Source organism: Streptomyces sp. NPDC057271, assembly GCF_042668715.1.
Lineage (GTDB): Bacteria > Actinomycetota > Actinomycetes > Streptomycetales > Streptomycetaceae > Streptomyces.
This window is the reverse complement of sequence record NZ_JBHUYJ010000069.1, coordinates 1-17,055: the sequence shown is the minus strand read 5'-3', so window position 1 is coordinate 17,055 and position 17,055 is coordinate 1. Positions and strand designations below refer to the sequence as shown.

Annotated in this window: 11 protein-coding genes and 1 pseudogene; 8 read left to right on the top strand and 4 right to left on the bottom strand. The window is 72.6% G+C overall.

Features of this window, described 5'->3' with window-relative positions; all coding sequences use genetic code 11:
* The first annotated feature begins 164 nt into the window (after positions 1–164).
* The 3 genes from ACFUJR_RS26610 (at position 165) to ACFUJR_RS26600 (ending at position 4,595) form a co-directional block, all read left to right on the top strand.
* Entirely contained in the window at positions 165–1,016 is an 852-nt protein-coding gene (locus tag ACFUJR_RS26610; RefSeq protein WP_383169513.1) for a maleylpyruvate isomerase N-terminal domain-containing protein, read from the top strand.
* A 310-nt stretch (positions 1,017–1,326) separates the two neighbouring features.
* On the top strand, positions 1,327–3,396 hold the full coding sequence (locus ACFUJR_RS26605) for a SpoIIE family protein phosphatase (protein WP_383169511.1): 2,070 nt from the start codon (positions 1,327–1,329) through the stop codon (positions 3,394–3,396).
* A 161-nt stretch (positions 3,397–3,557) separates the two neighbouring features.
* Positions 3,558–4,595, top strand: a complete 1,038-nt coding sequence (locus ACFUJR_RS26600) for a cytochrome P450 (protein WP_383169509.1) — start codon at positions 3,558–3,560, stop codon at positions 4,593–4,595.
* Positions 4,596–4,614: 19 nt separating this feature from the next.
* On the opposite strand, the gene treY is transcribed toward ACFUJR_RS26600, so the two are convergent.
* Positions 4,615–6,984, bottom strand: coding sequence for a malto-oligosyltrehalose synthase (treY, locus tag ACFUJR_RS26595; RefSeq protein ID WP_383169507.1), 2,370 nt, complete (start codon positions 6,982–6,984; stop codon positions 4,615–4,617).
* An 81-nt stretch (positions 6,985–7,065) separates the two neighbouring features.
* Between treY and ACFUJR_RS26590 the strand changes: the two genes are divergently transcribed.
* Positions 7,066–8,310, top strand: a complete 1,245-nt coding sequence (locus tag ACFUJR_RS26590; protein WP_383169505.1) for an MFS transporter — start codon at positions 7,066–7,068, stop codon at positions 8,308–8,310.
* 72 nt (positions 8,311–8,382) lie between these two features.
* On the opposite strand, the gene glgX is transcribed toward ACFUJR_RS26590, so the two are convergent.
* On the bottom strand, positions 8,383–10,503 hold the full coding sequence (gene glgX, locus ACFUJR_RS26585; protein WP_383169503.1) for a glycogen debranching protein GlgX: 2,121 nt from the start codon (positions 10,501–10,503) through the stop codon (positions 8,383–8,385).
* Between the two features lie 466 nt (positions 10,504–10,969).
* Between glgX and ACFUJR_RS26580 the strand changes: the two genes are divergently transcribed.
* Positions 10,970–12,220 (top strand): SAV2148 family HEPN domain-containing protein, encoded by a 1,251-nt coding sequence (locus ACFUJR_RS26580; RefSeq protein WP_383169502.1) that lies wholly within the window; start codon positions 10,970–10,972, stop codon positions 12,218–12,220.
* A gap of 88 nt (positions 12,221–12,308) precedes the next feature.
* Positions 12,309–13,031 carry an exonuclease domain-containing protein gene (locus ACFUJR_RS26575; RefSeq protein WP_383169500.1) on the top strand — a complete coding sequence of 241 codons (723 nt, stop codon included), beginning with the start codon at positions 12,309–12,311 and terminating at the stop codon, positions 13,029–13,031.
* A gap of 27 nt (positions 13,032–13,058) precedes the next feature.
* Here ACFUJR_RS26575 and ACFUJR_RS26570 read toward each other — a convergent pair whose 3' ends face one another.
* Together ACFUJR_RS26570 and ACFUJR_RS26565 are read right to left on the bottom strand one after the other, a co-directional pair.
* Positions 13,059–13,889 (bottom strand): alpha/beta fold hydrolase, encoded by an 831-nt coding sequence (locus ACFUJR_RS26570; RefSeq protein WP_383450783.1) that lies wholly within the window; start codon positions 13,887–13,889, stop codon positions 13,059–13,061.
* A 49-nt stretch (positions 13,890–13,938) separates the two neighbouring features.
* The gene (locus ACFUJR_RS26565; protein ID WP_383169496.1) at positions 13,939–14,835 is read right to left on the bottom strand and encodes a phosphotransferase enzyme family protein; all 897 of its coding nucleotides are present in this window, start codon (positions 14,833–14,835) and stop codon (positions 13,939–13,941) included.
* A 184-nt stretch (positions 14,836–15,019) separates the two neighbouring features.
* On the opposite strand from ACFUJR_RS26565, the pseudogene ACFUJR_RS26560 reads away from it, so the two are divergent.
* Both ACFUJR_RS26560 and mgt read left to right on the top strand, forming a co-directional pair.
* Positions 15,020–15,427 (top strand): annotated as a pseudogene (locus ACFUJR_RS26560) (sugar ABC transporter substrate-binding protein); the annotation flags it as partial.
* Positions 15,428–15,533: 106 nt separating this feature from the next.
* A complete protein-coding gene (gene mgt, locus ACFUJR_RS26555; protein WP_383169494.1) occupies positions 15,534–16,730 on the top strand; it encodes a macrolide-inactivating glycosyltransferase in 1,197 nt (398 codons plus the stop codon).
* Positions 16,731–17,055: the final 325 nt, after the last annotated feature.

Genomic DNA, 17,055 nt, shown 5'->3' with positions numbered 1-17,055 from the left:
CGACTCCGGAGGGGCGGGAGCGGGGCCCGCGCCCCCGGAGCTCCTCCTGATCGCCGAACCCGGCCCGCGCCGCGCCCGCTTCCTCGCGTCCGGTGCCCGGGCACTGTCGCCACCGTGCTACCCGGCGGTAGTCTGCGAGCCGGTCCGCACCACGGGGGAGTGTCATGGGCGCCGACAGGTTCGATCCCGTAGCCGAGCACGAGCGGGCCCGCGCCGCCCTGGGGGCCGCGATCCCGCGACTGGTCCGGCTGCTCCGCGACCTCCCCGACCGGGACGCCCCCTCCGGTGTCCCCGTGTGGACGGTGGGCGACGTCGGTGCGCACCTGGCGGCCGTCTACCTCGGGTTCTGCTCCACGGTCTCCCCGGACGATTCCCTGGACTGGGACGGCATCCTGCCGCCGGGCGACGGTCCGTTCGTCGAACGGATCACGGCCGTGAACGCCACGTCCATCGGCTTCTTCGGCGGCGACGACCGCGCCCGTCTGCACGACTTCGTCGCCGAACGAGGCGAGACGTTCCTGCGGGTCACCGAGGGCCTCGCACCTGACACTCCCGTCGTCGTGCCCTGGTACGGGCAGGAGATCACGCTGGCGACGGTGACCGGTCTGCTGCTCAGCGAGACCCTTGTGCACGGACTCGACATCGCTCGTGGCGCCCGACGTCCCTGGCCGATCGGCCACGACGAGGCGAGCCTGGTGCTCGCGCAGTCGATGCCGACGATGATGACACTGGCCCTGGACACGGAGAAGGCGCGAGGTGTCGCCATCGCGTTCGACCTCGTGGTCAGGGGCGGTCCGCGGTTGGCGATCGTCGTCGACGACGGGGCGATGACGGTGACCCGTGACGCACCGCCGCGCGCCTACGACTGCAGGCTCACGGCGACACCGGCCGCGTTCCTGCTGGTCTCCTTCCGGCGTACGCCGATCTGGAAGGCCGTCGTGCGCGGCCAGATGCGGGCCGGTGGCCGCAGGCCGTGGCTCGCCATGCGGCTCGGTGAGCTGATCGGCACACCCTGACCGAACAGCTCCGTCCGGCACCGGCGAACGCCGGCCCCGCCGGGGGACCTGCGGGGCCGGGCTCGCGCCACTTCGGCGAGTGATCGACCGGCCTCGTGCGGTGATTGCGGTCATGCGTGCGAGGGCGGTCCGGTGCTGCCGGTGTGACCATGGACAGCGTGGAGGACGCGCATCCGGCGACCGCCCCGCGCGGGCGGCGCCGGGAAGCCACAGCAGGGCCCTTCTCGCTCGTGGCCGGCAGGGCACCGTACGGCCGGGACCTTCTCCACGGAGAGGCGCGGGGTGAGCGAGTTCTACGGAGAGGCGCGGGATGAGCGAGCCGAACCCGGTCGAGGAGCTCGTCAGCGGCGCGGCCCAGAACGCCGGAGGCTGGCTGGGCGCGCTGCCCGTGGCGCAGGTGGCCACCAGTGCCGACGGAACGATCGTGCGCTGGAACCGGGCCGCCGAAGAACTGCTCGGCTTCAAGCCGCAGCAGGTGATCGGACGGCACATCGCCGAGCTGTTGCACCCGAACGCGGACAGGAGTCTGGGCCGGTCCTTGTGGGAGGCCGCCGCCGGCGGGCGCGGGGTCATGGGCACGGTCACCGCTTGGCACCGTGACGGGCACCCGGTGGAGGTGGAGATCTGGGCAAGCCCCGTCCCCGACCGGCATGACGATGCCTCCGCGGTCCTGCTCTTCGCCGCGGAGGCGCACGCCGCACGGCGGATCCGTGGATCGTCGGCCGTCTGGGACGGACTGTTCGCACGCTCTCCGGTCGGAATCGCCGTCCTGGACACACAGCTGCGGTTCCTGCGGGTCAACCGGGCGCTGGAGAGGATGAACGGCCTGTCGGAGTCGGCCCATGTCGGCCGGAGCCTGTCCCAGCTGCTGCCCCAGGTGAACGCCGACGACATGGAGGCGGCGATGCGGCAGGTCCTGGAGACCGGGGAGCCGGTCCTGGACCGCCGCCGCATCGGCCGCACCCCGGCCGACCGCGACCGCGACCGGGTGTGGTCGTGCTCCTACGTGCGCGTGGAGGACCCGGCCGGCCGGCCGATCGGAGTCATCGCCTCCCTGCTCGACATCACCGACCAGCAGCGCGCCCACACCGAAGCCGAGGCGGGGCGACGCCGCCTCGCGCTCCTGAGCGAGGCGTCCATCCGGATCGGCTCCAGCCTGGACCTGGAGCGCACCGCCCAGGAGCTCGCCGATCTCTCCGTTCCCGGCCTTGCCGACGCGGTCACCGTCGACGTCCTGGACTCCCTCTCCCGCGGCGACGACCCCGGCATGGGCCTGGCCGGCGGTGTCGCCCTGCGCCGCCTGGGAAAGGCCCCGCTGACCGGCTCCGTGGTCACCGATGTCCTCGCCCCGCTCGGCCGCACCCTCGAGTTCCCGGCCGCGGCGCCCTACACCCAGACCCTCGCCAGACGTCTGCCCTTCCTGCTGGCCGTCCTCGACGAGGCGACCATCGCCCCCGCCGCCCGCCACACGAGCCGGCCCGCGCAGCTGCTGCGGCTCGGCGTGCACTCGTTCATGATGGTCCCGCTCTTCGCACGGGACCTGGTACTCGGCGTGGCGACCTTCTACCGAACCCGTCCGGCCGGCCCCTTCACCTCCGACGACGTGAGCCTGGCCGGCGAACTCGCCACCCGCGCCGCCCTCAGCATCGACAACGCCCGGCTCTACCACCGCGAGCACGACACCGCGCTGACCCTGCAACGGAGCATGCTTCCCCAGCACATCACCCCGCCGCCGGGGATCGAAGTCGCCCACCGGTACCTGCCCGCGAGCGATGTCAACGAGGTCGGCGGCGACTGGTACGACGTGCTCAGGCTGCCGGGAGGGAAGGCGGCCCTGCTCATCGGAGACGTCATGGGCCACGGCACCCCGGCCGCCGCGGTGATGGGACGGCTCTCCGCCAGCGTCCGGGCGCTCGCCAGGCTCGACCTCGAACCCGAGGAACTGGTCCATCAGTTGGAAGCGGCGCTCGACGACCTCGCGGAGCCGATGCTCGCCACGTTCCTCTATGCCGTGATCGACCTGGCAACCGGCCGCTGCCGCATCATCCGCGCCGGTCACCCGCCGCCCGCCGTCGTCGGCCCCGACGGCGCGGCCGCTCTCCTCGACCTGCCGCCCGGCGTCCCGCTCGGCGTGGGCGGCACGCGCTTCACCACCAGCGAGACCACCCTGCGGCCGGGCAGCATCCTCGTTCTGTACACGGACGGCCTCATCGAGTCCCGGGGCAGCGACATCGACGAACGCCTCGCCGAACTCGTCCATCTCCTCGCCGAGCCCCACCCGACCCTGACCGGACTCTGCGACAGCCTCCTCACACTGCTCGTGCCGGGCTCGGCGGACGACGACATCGCCCTGCTGCTCGCTCGTTTCACCGGACCGTGACACACCGGAGGCGCCCCAGCCGCCACGTCGTGCTCCGGCATGAGGTACGAGCGCGGCCGACGCGAGTCGACTTCACCCGTACGGCGGTATGCGGGCTGCGACGGCTCCCGCTCGGTGGTGGGGTGGGGAGACGCACTCACGGTGGACCGACAGGGGACGCGATGAGCGACGAGTCGAACTCGGGAATACGGCGTCACGGCTGGGCGGAGCTGCCGCCGATGGAGCGGGGGTCCAAGGCGTCCGGCGCGCGGGTGACCGCGCCCCCCGCCGCCGGGCCGTCGCGAAGCCGGACCGTCGCGCCCAGCCCCCTCGACCCCGGCGCCACCCGGGACCCGTACCGCGTCCACCGCGTACTGCGCGAGGAGTTCCCGCTCACGTTCGACCCGCTGCTGCGCGCGTGGGTCCTCAGCCGGTACGCCGACGTCGCCACCGCCCTCACCGACGCCCGGTTCACCCACGGCCACCGGCCCGGCGACCCGCCCTGCGCCCAGACGCACGTCGACGTCGACGAGGCAGAACTGCGCAGCGTCACCGCGCGCACCGCCCATGTCCTCGCCCGCCGGATCGCCGACCGGCCGAACGCGGACCTGGTCGCGGACTTCTGCCACTGGCTGCCCGCCGGTACCGTCGCCGCCGCCGTCGGCGTGCCCTACCGGGACATGATGCGCCTGGTCCGCGGCCGCGCCGCCTCCGCGCTCGCCGGTCAGTGCACCAGCCAGATCTCGGTACGGGAGAAGGCCCTCGCCTCCTTCCTCGCCCATGTCCTCGCCGACCCGGAGCGCACACGGGCGCTCCGCGACGCACCCTCGGAACAGATCGCCCGCGCCTGGACCGAGTCGCTGCGCCACGACCCGCCCGTGCAGATCGCCGTTCGCCGCACCGCCGCCGAGGTACGCGTCAGCGGCGGCGCGATCCCGGCGGGGGAGCCCGTGGCCCTGCTGATCGGAGCGGCCTGCCGGGACCCGGAGCGCTTCCTGGAACCCGACCGCTACGACCCGCTGCGCGACGACCCGGGCCAGCTCACCTACGGCAGCGGAGCCTGCCCAGCGGTCCTGCTCGCCGGGCTCGAGGCCGAGTACTCCGTGCGCGCGCTCCTCGACGCCATGCCCCGGCTGCGGCTCGCCCACGGCTTCCGGCCGGAGCGGACCGGGCTGATCACCCGCGCCCCGCGGAGCCTGCTCGTACGTCCCGGCGGCTGACCCCCCGTATCCGCTCCGCTCACTTCTCCCGGGCGGGGCGGCGGCCGAGGAGCGCCACCGGACGCGCGTCGAAGAGCTCGGCCGGCTTCACCGCCCCGCCGGTGAACCGTCGTACTCCGTCGAGGAGATCGAACCAGGTGCCGGGCGGCAGGATCAGCTCCGTGTCCTGCCAGCCGCCTGTCTCCGCCAGCCGCAGCGGCAGCCGGGTGACCGCGGTGACCGACTCCGCCGAGGCGCCCTCGCCGCGGGCGAAGGCCAGACAGTGCGGTGCCGCGGCCCCGGTCACCGTCAGCGGGGTGTACGAGTCGGGCGCGGCGAAGGCCTCGGGGTGCAGCCGCCGCAGCGCGAGCGCCGCGCGGACCACCGCCGTCTTCTCGTCGTCCTCGCCGGCCGCGAAGGGAACCCGGTTGTCCGGGTCGACCAGCGCACGGTACTCCCGCTCGGTCCCCTGGTAGAGCTCCGGCACCCCCGGCATCGTCAGCTGGACCAGCGTCGCGCCCAGCTGGTGGGCGCGGATGTGCGGCTCCAGCGCGAAGGCCGCCTCCGAGGCCGCCCGGAGCGGAATCCGGCCGGGGCCGGCCGCCACGAACTCGGTCACCGCCCGCTCGTACGCCGGGTCCGGCTCGGTCCAGCTGGTGTGCAGTCCCGCCTCCCGTACCGACTTCAGCACCGCGGGGCCGAGCCGCACGGGGTCCGGTGTGCCGAAGCCGAACGCGGTCTGCCACGCCGTCCACGCCAGGTGCGGATCCGGCGCCGGAACTCCGGCCACCTCCTCCAGCAACTCCAGCCATACGGACGGGCACTGGGTGAGGACCGCGATCCCGGCCCGGATGTCCGCGCTGCGCTTGGTGTCGTGCGTGGACAGCACGGTCCCGGTCGCGGGCCAGTCCCGGGAGAGCCGCAGGCAGTACGCGTGGAACTCCTCGGGCGCGATCGCCGGACGTCCGGGGTCGCCGCCCACCTCGTTCGCCGACAGGAGCGGGGTGTAGCGGTAGAAGGCGGTGTCCTCGACGGACTTGGCGCGCAGCGCCGAGGAGGTCTGTGCGAACCGGTCCCGGAACGCCCGGTGTTCGGGGCCGTCGCCGAGTCGCCCGAGCGCCAGGTCGCGCACGGTGTCGACGGCCGTGGCCTCCTCCGGCGCGGCGAAGGCGGCGGTCGCGCCCCGGGCGGCCTCGGGGGTCAGCACCGTCTCGTCGCCCGCCCGGTAGAAGCGGTAGACCGGGACGCGGACGAGGAGTTCACGGATCGCGGTCGTCAGAGCCCAGGCGGCGTGGTCGCGCAGGTCGGGATCGGCGGCGCAGATCCGCTCCGCGATCCGGGTCAGCGCGGATGTCTCCGCCGCCAGTTCGTGCGTCACCACCTCGTACGCGGCCCGTCGTGCCGTCGCCTCCCAGGCGCCGCCCCGGTCCGCCGCGCGTCCCGCGAACGTCCGGTACACGTCGGAGAGTTCGGCGGCTCCGACGCCGTCCACGAAGACGCCGTCCACATGCCGCAGCGCGTCGTAGCCGGTCGTGCCGGCGACCGGCCAGGCGGACGGCAGCGGCTCCGGGCCGGTGAGGATCTTCTCCACGACCGTCCAGCAACGTCCGCCCGTCGCCTCCCGCAGTCGCCGCAGATATCCCTCGGGATCGGCGAGCCCGTCCGGATGGTCGATCCTCAGCCCCTCGATCACCCCGTCCTCGACCAGCCTCACGATCGTGCCGTGGGTCGCGTCGAAGACCTCGGGGTCCTCGACGCGTAGCCCGATCAGCTCCGAAATGGTGAAGAAGCGACGGTAGTTGAGCTCCGTACGGGCCAGCCGCCACCAGCCGAGCCGGTACCACTGGGCGTCGAGCAGCTCGGGCAGGGGCAGCTCCTCCGTACCCGCGCGGAGCGGGAAGTCCTGGCCGTCCAGGTGCAGTACGCCGTCGGCGACCCGCATCCGCTCCCGTACCTCCGGGAGCCGGGCCGGCAGCACGGGCAGCAGGAGCCGGCCGCCCCCCGCCTCCCAGTCGATGTCGAACCAGCGGGCGTACGGCGACCGGGGACCCTCGCGGAGCACCTCGCGCAGCGCGTGGTTGTGCGTGGGTGACGCGGCCATGTGGTTGGGCACCAGGTCCACGACCAGGCCGAGTCCGTGCGCCCGGGCGGTGGCGGCCAGGGCCCGCAGCCCCTCCTCGCCGCCCAGCTCGGCGCGGATCGCACGGTGGTCGGTCACGTCGTAGCCGTGCGTCGAGCCGGGCACGGCCTCCAGGACGGGGGAGAGATGGAGATGGGACACCCCGAGTCCGGCGAGATGCGGGACGGCCCGCTCGGCGGCCGAGAAGGGGAACTCCGGCTGGAGCTGGAGCCGGTAGGTGGCGGTGGGCACGGTCCGGGCGGTGGGCGGGGACGGGAGCGAGGACGTCATGCGAACGTACGTACCCGGCACGGAGGCTTCTGTGTCATCGCCTCATGCGTCCGTTCGGGTGCATCGCGTTACGTTCACGCGATGCTCCGTAGGTATCGCGACACCCTGTCCGTGCTCGGGCCGGTGCTGCCGGTCGTCTCGTTCCTGGGGCGGCTGCCCACCGCCATGTGTCAGCTCGGCAGCCTGATCCTGGTCGTGGAGACGAGCGGATCCCTGACCACGGCGGGGCTCGCGGGCGGCGCGCTCGCTGCGGGACAGACGGTCGCGGGGCCGGTCATCGGCAGGCTCGCCGACCGGCGTGGGCAGCGCGGGGTGGTCCTGCTCGCGTCCCTCGCCAACGCGGTCGCCGTCACCGCGCTGGTCCTCGCGGCGCTCGCCCACACGGCGACCGGCCGGCTGATCGCCCTCGCAGCGCTCGCCGGCGCGACGGTCCCCCAGGTCGGACCGCTCGCCCGGACCCGCTCGGTCGCCCTGGCCCGGCGCTCCGGCGCCGACGACACGCTGGTCGGCACGGTCCTCTCGTTCGAAGGGACCCTCGACGAGGTGTCCTTCGTCCTGGGCCCTGCCCTCGTCGGCCTCGCCGCCGCCCTCACCCACCCGGCGGCGGCGCTCCTGACGGCCTCGGTCCTCCTCGCGACCTGCGGCACGGCGTTCGCGCTGCACCCGTCGGCCCGCGTGGCCGAGGGCCGGACCACGGCCGTCACCACCCGAACGGGCGCCGCCGAACGGGCGCGGCTGCCGGGGTCCGCCCACGCCCTTCGGATCACGATGGTGCTCCAGGGCGCCATGTTCGGGGCGTCGCAGGCCGGCATCACCGCGCTCACCGAGAGTCTCGGGGCGCCCGAGCAGACGGGTCTCGTCTACGCGGCCGTGGGCGTGATGAGCGCCGCCGTCGGTCTGTCGATGGCCGCCGTGCCCGCGCGGATCGGCCTGCCGACCCGCTGGCGGGCCGCCACCGCCGCGCTGGTCGTGCTCTCCCTGCCCCTGCTGTTCGTCGACTCGCTCGTGGCGCTGTACGCGGTCGTCATCGTCCTCGGCGCGGCCTACGCGCCCCACCTGATCACCGTCTTCGGCCTCACCGAACGGACGGTCCCGGCGGTCCGGCTCGCCGAGTCCATGGCTTTCCTGACCAGCGGTATCGTCGGCGGCCAGGCACTGGCGCTGGCGCTCGCGGGGAGCCTGGCGGAACGTCACGGCCCCGGCGCCGCCTTCACGCTGATGGTCGCGGCGGCGGTCCTGTGCGCGGTTCTGTCCTGGTCGGTGCGCACCCTACTTCCGGCGGCCGACCCCCGTCCGGCCGGGGCGGAAGCCGGGGCGAAGGCCTGACGGACGCGGCCGGGCGGAGCCGTACGGCCCCCGCCCGGCACTGATCCGCCGTCCCGGCCTTCCACCGCCCGGCTACGCCGGACGCTTCAGTACCGTCAGGCTCAACGGCGCCAGCGTGACCCGTTCGCCGGCCGCGACCTTGGGGCCCTCCTGGGGCGGGATGCCCTCAGGGTGGGAGGTGTCGACGACCACCCGCCAGCTCTCGCCGTGGTTGATCGGGACCTCGAACTCCAGCTCCTGCGCCGATGCGTTGAACATCAGCAGGAACGAGTCGTCCGCGATCCGTTCCCCCTGCAGGCCAGGCTCCGAGATCGCGTTGCCGTTCAGGAAGACCGACAGTGCCTGTGCGTGCGCCGCCTGCCAGTCCCGGGCCGTCATCTCCTCACCCTCGGGCGTGAACCAGGCGATGTCGGTCAGCTCGTCGTGCGTACCCTCCACCGGGCGCCCGTGGAAGAAGCGGCGTCGCCGGAAGACCGGGTGGTCGCGCCGGAGCCGGACCATCGCCCGGGTGAACTCCAGCAGGGTGCCCTCCTCCGAGGCGCCCGGCTCGGGCCAGCGCACCCACGACACCTCGTTGTCCTGGCAGTAGGCGTTGTTGTTGCCGCCCTGCGTCCGGCCGAACTCGTCGCCGTGGCTGAGCATCGGCACGCCCTGCGAGAGCATCAGCGTCGCGAGGAAGTTCCGCATCTGCCGGGCCCGCAGCTCCCGGATCCCGATGTCGTCCGTGTCGCCCTCGGCCCCGCAGTTCCAGGAGCGGTTGTAGCTCTCGCCATCCCGGTTGCCCTCCCCGTTGGCCTCGTTGTGCTTGCCGTCGTAACTGACGAGGTCGCGCAGCGTGAACCCGTCGTGGCAGGTGACGAAGTTGACCGAGGCCAGCGGCCTGCGGCCGTCGTCCTGGTACAGGTCGGACGATCCGGTGAGCCGGGACGCGAACTCGGCGAGCGTGCGCGGCTCGCCCCGCCACAGGTCGCGTACGCAGTCCCGGTACTTTCCGTTCCACTCGGTCCACAGCGGCGGGAAGTTGCCCACCTGGTAGCCGCCCTCGCCGACGTCCCACGGCTCGGCGATCAGCTTCACCTGGCTGACCACCGGGTCCTGCTGCACCAGGTCGAAGAAGGACGAGAGCCGGTCCACCTCGTGGAACTGGCGGGCCAGCGTCGCCGCCAGATCGAAGCGGAAGCCGTCGACGTGCATCTCCGTCACCCAGTACCGCAGGCTGTCCATGATCAGCTGCAGCACGTGCGGCGAGCGCATGAGCAGCGAGTTTCCGGTGCCGGTGGTGTCCGTGTAGTACCGCTGGTCGTTCGCGAGGCGGTAGTACGAGGGGTTGTCCAAGCCCCGGAAGGAGAGCGTGGGGCCAAGGTGGTTGCCCTCGGCCGTGTGGTTGTAGACCACGTCGAGGATGACCTCGATCCCCGCCTGGTGCAGGGCCCGTACCGCCGACTTGAACTCCAGGACCTGCTGGCCCCGGTCGCCCCAGGAGGCGTAGGCGTTGTGCGGGGCGAAGAAGCCGATCGTGTTGTAGCCCCAGTAGTTGGAGAGCCCCGCGTCGACCAGCCGGTGGTCGTGGACGAACTGGTGCACCGGCATCAATTCGAGCGCCGTGACCCCCAGTTCCTTCAGATGCCCGATCACTGCCGGGTGTGCGAGCCCCGCGTACGTGCCGCGCAGCTCCTCCGGCAGCTCCGGGTGGAGCATGGTCAGGCCCTTCACATGGGCCTCGTAGATCACGGTCCGGTGGTAGTCCGTGCGCGGGCGCCGGTCGTCGCCCCAGTCGAAGTACGGGTTCACCACGACCGAGGTCATCATGTGCGGCGCCGAGTCGAGGTCGTTGCGGGAGTCCGGCCGCCCGAAGTGGTAGCCGTACACCGCCTCGCCCCACCCGATCGAACCCGAGACCGCACGGGCATAGGGGTCCAGGAGCAACTTCGCCGAGTTGCAGCGCTGCCCGCGCTCCGGCGCGTACGGACCGTGGACCCGGAACCCGTAGCGCTGACCCGGCATCACTCCCGGCAGGTAGGCGTGCCGGACGAAGGCGTCCGTCTCGCGCAGCTCCACCGCCGTCTCCGAGCCGTCGTCATGGATCAGACACAGCTCGATCCTGTGGGCGGCCTCCGAGAAGACCGCGAAATTGGTTCCGGCGCCGTCGTAGGTGGCGCCCAGGGGATACGCCTGTCCCGGCCAGACCTGCATAGATAAGACTCTTCCATTCTGATCCGGGTGTGGGGGTGCACTCCGGCCAGATCCTGCCCGAAAGTGGGGCAAGCTCCTAGGACTTCGCCCCGGCCCTGCCGGGGGTATGCCCATCGGTAATGTGTTCGAACGCAGCTCGGATGTGTGGCGTGTCGAAGGTTTACGGACCGCTCGCCGCCCCCCCGCCCGACTCCCGGTCAACCCGGGGTTCCGTCCCATCGCCCCGGACGGGGCCGGGGCCGCCGATGGTCCGCCGGCGGCGCCCCGCGCTCGCGCGCAGGGGCCTCACCGGTATGAATCCGCTCACTCCGGCCCCATCACGTCATGCGGAACGCCACTCGGATCGGCGGGAGTTGAGCAAGCAGCCTGCCGATCCTGCTGCACCGCCTCCCGCTCGCGGAGTACCCTTCCTTGATCGTCGACAGACGGTGGGATCGGGCGTCCAACAGCAGAAGGCGGTGCGCGGGTGAGCTCGGGAGGTCTGGAGCTGCCCCCAGGTGACGCGGGTCACGAGGGGGGTTCGCCCGACCCCGTGGACGTACCGCCCGGAGCGGTCTCCGTCGCCAGGCCGATGGAGATCGGGGCGGAGCTCGACTGGGGCGCCGAGGCCTGGGGTGAGGTGCGTACCCGTGCGCAGCGGGCCGGGCGGGCCTATATCTGGCTGAATCTCGTCGAGCAGCGGCTCCGTGCCGTGGTGGCCGCCGTGCTGCGGCCGGTGTACGAGCCGGTTCACGGCGAGGACTGGGTCGTGGCCGCGGCCGGGCCGGCGGGGCAGGAATGGGTGCAGCGGGCCGTCGCCGTCCGCGAGGTCTCACGGCGCAAGGGCTACCTCCTCGACCCGGCCGACGACAACGTCCTCAGCTTCCTGACGCTCCCGCAGCTGCGGGAGCTGATGGTGCAGCACTGGCCGTGCTTCGAGCCGTACTTCGACGACCGGCGCGAGGTCGAACTCGCCTTGGACGAGCTGGAGGTGACGCGCAACGTCGTCTCCCGCAACCGCGCCCTGTCGACCACCGTCCTCGCGCAGTCCGAACGCGCCTCCGCGCGGCTCCTGGAGATCCTCGGCAGCGGCGCGGGCGTGCCGTCCGCGGACCGGCTGCCGGTCGACGCGGTCGAGGACCTGGTGGGCGACCGGTACGCGGACGTGGTCTCCGTCCACCCCGACCGGGTGCGGCTGCAGCGCCAGCTGCCGGCCGAGGACCTCTTCGGCGGGGCGCGCCGCCTCGACGCCACGGGCATAGGTCTGAACCTCCTCGTACAGAACTTCTCCGGGCGGCGGCTGGTGCGGCTCGCCGAGTCCGGCTGCCGCATACGCCTGCTGTTCCTGAATCCGGCGAGCAGCGCCGTCAAGCGCCGGGAGCGGGAACTGGGTCTGAAGAAGGGCGAGTTGAGCCGCTCGGTGGAGATGAACATCCTCCATATGCGGCGGGTGCGTGCCCGGCTGCGCGACCCGGACGCCTTCCAGATCCATGTCTTCGACGAGACGCCGCGCTTCACGGCGTACCTGGTGGACGGGGACGGGCCGGACGGGCTCGCCGTCGTCCAGTCGTACCTGAGGAAGGCGCGGGGGATGGAGGCGCCGGTGCTCGTGCTGCGCGGGGGCGGCCGGAACGTGGTGCGCTCCGGGCAGATGGCGCGTGACGGCGAATACGGACTTTTTGCTACATATCGCGAGGAGTTCGAGTCGGTCTGGCTCGACTCCCGCCCGGTCTCCTGAGGGCCGGGGACCGCTGCCCGAGGCGCGTTGTCAGTGGCCCGTGCGAGGGTGTTCAGCACCACGGGGGAGATCACGTAAGGAGGACCCGATGGCTTGGCACGGGGAAGAGCTGGTCGGATTCGACCTGGAGACGACCGGCACCGAACCGCTGGAGGCGCGGATCGTCACGGCATCGGTCGTCGGCGTCCACGGCGGGCGGGTGGTGCGGCAGCGGGACTGGCTCGCCGACCCCGGGATCCGTATCCCGGCGCAGGCGTCCGCGATCCACGGCATCAGCAGCGAGCGGGCGGCCGCCGAGGGCAGGCCGGTCGTCGAGGTGGCCGACGAGATCGCCGAGACGCTCACCGGCTACTGGACCCAGGGCGTCCCGGTCGTGGCGTACAACGCCTCGTTCGACCTCACACTCCTCTCCGCCGAGCTGCGCCGCCACGGCCTCCCCTCGCTGAGCGAGCGGCTGGGCGGCGCCCCGATAGGCCCTGTCGTCGACCCCTACACGATCGACCGGGCCGTCGACCGGTACCGAAGAGGGAAGAGGACCCTGGAGGCCGTCTGCGCCGAGTACGGGGTCGTCCTCGACGCGGCCCACCAGGCGGCCGCCGACGCGCTCGCCGCCGTGCGGGTGGCCGTCGCGATAGCCGAGCGGCACGCGCGGGTGGCCGCGCTGACCCCGGCGGAGCTGCACGAGCGTCAGATCGGCTGGTACCGCGCCTGGGCGGAGGACTTCCAGGAGTTCCTGCGCCGCAAGGGCACCCCGGAGGCGGTCGTCGACCCGTGCTGGCCACTGCGCGAACTCGCGCCGGTGGCCGGCTGACGGACCCCCCCCGGAGCGGCCGGACCGTCAGCCGATCGGGTTCTCCGCCAGGAAGTCCAGGAGCAGGGTGTTGAGCCGGTCCGGCTGGTCCAGCTGGAGCCAGTGGCCCGCACTCTCGACGCGCTCGTAGCGCCAGGTGCCGTCCACGTGCTTGCCGGTGCCGTACATCGACTGCTCGGTCATGAAGCGGTCGCCGGTGGACCAGATGCCCAGGACGGGGCCCGGCAGCGGTGGGAGGGGGAAGGCGGGGCCGAACTGGACCTCGGCGGGCAGGCCCGCCCGGTAGATGTTCAGGGCGGCGGTCAGCGCGCCCGGCGCCCGCAGCGGCTCGATGATCGCCTCCGCGTCCGGGTGCTCGGTCAGCATCTCCCGGAGATTGGCGAAGTCGTCCCGCGCGAGCCAGTCCTCGGAGAGGCCCGGGAACTGGAAAAGGATCATGTACCAGGACCGCTGCTTCTGCTCGAAGCCCGCGTCACGGATCGCGGCGAAGTGCCCGACCGACAGGATGCTCAGACTCGCGACCCGCTCGGGCGCCGCCTGCGCGAGCCCCTGGACCACACCCGAGCCCCAGTCGTGCCCGACGAGATGGACCCGGTCGATCTCCAGCCGGGCGAGCAGCTCCAGCAGATCACCGACGTGCTTGGCCGGGTGGTACGCCTCCGCCCCGCCCTCCGGCCGCCCGGAGGCGCCGAAGCCCCGCAGGGTGGGAGCGACGCACGTGTACCCGGCCGCGGTCAGGGCCGGCACCTGGTGGCGCCAGAGACGGTGGCTGTCGGGGAAGCCGTGCACCAGCAGAACGGCCGGGCCCTGGCCGCTCACCTCGACGTCGAGCGTCACCTCGGACAGTTCCACACGCATCACAACACCCCGATCGTGAGTGGGCATACGAACGATGGTGCCCCTGAGGTCAGAAGGGGTACCACCGCACCTCGGGATCACCCTCTCGCAGCGAGGCCACCCGCCGCTCGAATTCGGCCAGCGCCTTGGGGTTCGTCGGTGCGTGCTGGGCGACCCAGGCGCAGCTCGCGGTCTCCCGAGCCCCGCGGAGCACCGCGCACCCCTCCCACTCCCGTACGTCCCAGCCGTACGCCTCGGTGAAGGCGTCGTGCGCGGCGGGGTCGAGTCCGTACCGGTCGCGGGAGAGCGCGAGCACCACCAGATCGTGCTCGCGCAGATCGGATGAGAAGGTCTCCAGGTCGACCAGGACCGGTCCGTCCGGGCCGACATGCACATTGCGGGGGAGGGCGTCGCCGTGGATCGGGCCGGGCGTGAGGTGCGGGGTGAGCGCGGCGGCCGCGGGGGCGAAGGCGTCCCGCCGCTCGCGCAGGAACGCCGCGTCGGCCGGGTCGACGGCGTCGCCCGCGAGCCGCAGCCACCGCTCGACCCCGCCCAGCAGGTCGCGGCGCGGGAGCGTGAGGCCCTCCGGCTCCGGCAGGGCGTGGATCCGCCGCAGCAGGGGGGCCAGGTCCCGCGGTTCGGCGGGGCGCACGGCCTCGGGGAGGCGGTGCCAGAGGGTGACCGGGTGGCCGTCGACCAGGCGGGGCTTCGGCTCCGCCGCCCGTACGGCCGGGATGTTCGTCTCGGCCAGCCAGTCCGCGAGCGCGAGTTCCCGCTCGGCGCGGGGGAGCAGGTCGGCGTCCCGGCCGATCTTCACCACGAGCCCGCCCAGGGCGAAGACCGCGTTCTCACCGAGCGCGAGGAGCCGCGCGTCCGACCGGCCCGCGCCGCCGTCCGCCCCGCCATCCGCCCCGCCCGTCGACAGCCCCGCGGCGGCCAGGATCTCCCGTGCCCGCGCCTCGTCCATCCGTCTCTCTCCCAGCCGTCCCCGATGCGTGTGCGAACCGGCCAAAGTCTCGCATCCCGGCAGGCTGTCTTGACGGACCGACGGCCTGTCAGGACCACGACGGAGGCAGGTGCAGCGTGGCAAAAGGAGCATAAGGGGTCGATCCGTGAGTGTGGCGACCGCGGTGAAGCGGTCCGGCGGAACGGCGCCCGCCGGCGCGAACGGACTCGCGCAGGGCGTCAGCCCGCAGACGCTCTCCCTCGCCGAGGACAGCCCGCACAAGAAGGAGGCGGCGCGGTTCCTCGACTTCTTCCTCCAGCCGGCGAACATGGTCCGCCTCGCCCGGGGCGACTGGATGCTGCCCACCGGGACCGCGGCCCTCGCGGACCCCTCGCTCCACACCCCGAAGGACGGCTGGGCGACCGGCGCCGCCGTGGCGGAGCATCTGCGCTCCGTGCCCGCGCAGTCGGTCCGCGGCTATCCGGAGTGGAAGGACAAGGTCGCCACCCCGGCCTGCCAGGAGTACTACAGCGGGGCGATCGACGCGGCGGAGCTGCGCGGGCGCCTGGAGAGGGACGGCAACCTCGTCCTCGCCCGCTACCAGCGCGATTGAGCCACTCTCGGGTCCCAGGGGTCCTCTTCGAGCCACCCGGGCCCCCGGGTGCCCTCGCGCGCCCAATGAGGTGGACGAGACGTCTCGTCTCGCTTAGGGTGGGGGCATGACCACGACCCCGCGCCCCGCCCACATCGCCATGTTCTCCATCGCCGCCCACGGCCATGTGAACCCGAGCCTCGAAGTGATCCGCGAGCTCGTCGCCCGCGGGCACCGCGTCAGTTACGCCATCCCCGCCTCCTTCGCCGACAAGGTCGCCGCCACCGGGGCCACCCCCGTCGTCTACACCTCCACGCTCCCCACCGACGAGGACCCGGAGGCATGGGGCACCGAACTCATCGACAACGTCGAGCCCTTCCTCCGTGACGCGATCCAGGCGCTGCCCCAGCTCGCCGCCGCCTTCGGCGACGACCGGCCGGACCTCGTCCTCCACGACATCACCGCCTACCCGGCACCCGTCCTCGCACACGGGTGGGGTGTGCCCGTCGTGGGACTCTGGCCGAATCTCGTTCCGTGGACGGGGTACGAGGAGGAGGTGGCCGAGCCCATGTTCGCCGAGCTCAAGGCCTCCGAGCGGGGCAAGGCGTACTACGACCGCTTCGAGAACTGGCTGGCCGAGCACGGTGTCGACACCCACCCCGACCGGCTCATCGCCCGCCCCCGCCGGGCGATCGTGCTCATCCCGCGCGCCCTCCAGCCGCACGCCGACCGGGTCGACGAGTCCGTCTTCACCTTCGTCGGGGCCTGCCAGGGCGACCGGGCCGACCAGGGGGAGTGGCGGCGGCCGGCGGGCGCGGAGAAGGTCCTCCTGGTCTCGCTGGGCTCGGCCTTCACCAAGCAGCCGGACTTCTACCGGGCGTGCGTCGCCGCGTTCGGCGACCTGCGCGGCTGGCACGTCGTGCTCCAGATCGGCGCGTTCGTCGACCCGGCCGAGCTGGGCGAGCTCCCCGCCAACGTCGAAGTGCACTCCTGGGTGCCCCAGTTGGCGATCCTGAGGCAGGCGGACGCCTTCATCACCCACGCCGGGGCGGGTGGCAGCCAGGAGGGGCTGGCCACCGCCACCCCGATGGTCGCCGTTCCGCTCGCCACCGACCAGTTCGCCAACGCCGACATGCTCCAGTCCCTGGGCGTGGCGCGGCGTCTGCCGATGGAGGAGGTGACCCCCGAACGCCTGCGCGAGGCCGTCCTCGCCCTCGTGGGCGATCCCCAAGTGGCCCTCCGCGCGCGGGAGATCCAGGAGCGAATGGCGAACGAGGGCGGAACGTCGCGAGCGGTGGAGCTGATCGAGGCCGAACTACCCTGACGCGTCCTGCTCAAGGCCCCTGGGAATGCCCCAGGGGCCTTACGTGTGCGCCGAGTTGAGACGAGACGCCCCATTGATTATTACGAAGACTTGTTGAGTAAATCACAGATGCATGAAGGTCTTGATTTGCACTCGTCAATGAGCAAGGGTTTCGAGGCAGCCGCCGGAGAGTTTCCTTCCGGAGGCTCAACCCCCCCACAAATCCTGACGAGGAGCCCCCTCTTCATCTGAGTCCTTTCGTGGATACCCCCACCTTCAGGTGGGGGAGGAAACGAAACCCCTGCGGAGCGGGGCAGTGAGCGGTCTTTCGCCCCCAGGGCGAAAG

Coding starts and splice junctions, on each gene's coding strand:
- ACFUJR_RS26610 (WP_383169513.1), top strand. CDS start 165: ATGGGCGCCGACAGGTTCGATCCCGTAGCCGAGCACGAGCGGGCCCGC.
- ACFUJR_RS26605 (WP_383169511.1), top strand. CDS start 1,327: ATGAGCGAGCCGAACCCGGTCGAGGAGCTCGTCAGCGGCGCGGCCCAG.
- ACFUJR_RS26600 (WP_383169509.1), top strand. CDS start 3,558: ATGAGCGACGAGTCGAACTCGGGAATACGGCGTCACGGCTGGGCGGAG.
- treY (WP_383169507.1), bottom strand. CDS start 6,984: ATGACGTCCTCGCTCCCGTCCCCGCCCACCGCCCGGACCGTGCCCACC.
- ACFUJR_RS26590 (WP_383169505.1), top strand. CDS start 7,066: ATGCTCCGTAGGTATCGCGACACCCTGTCCGTGCTCGGGCCGGTGCTG.
- glgX (WP_383169503.1), bottom strand. CDS start 10,503: ATGCAGGTCTGGCCGGGACAGGCGTATCCCCTGGGCGCCACCTACGAC.
- ACFUJR_RS26575 (WP_383169500.1), top strand. CDS start 12,309: ATGGCTTGGCACGGGGAAGAGCTGGTCGGATTCGACCTGGAGACGACC.
- ACFUJR_RS26570 (WP_383450783.1), bottom strand. CDS start 13,889: ATGCGTGTGGAACTGTCCGAGGTGACGCTCGACGTCGAGGTGAGCGGC.
- ACFUJR_RS26565 (WP_383169496.1), bottom strand. CDS start 14,835: ATGGACGAGGCGCGGGCACGGGAGATCCTGGCCGCCGCGGGGCTGTCG.
- mgt (WP_383169494.1), top strand. CDS start 15,534: ATGACCACGACCCCGCGCCCCGCCCACATCGCCATGTTCTCCATCGCC.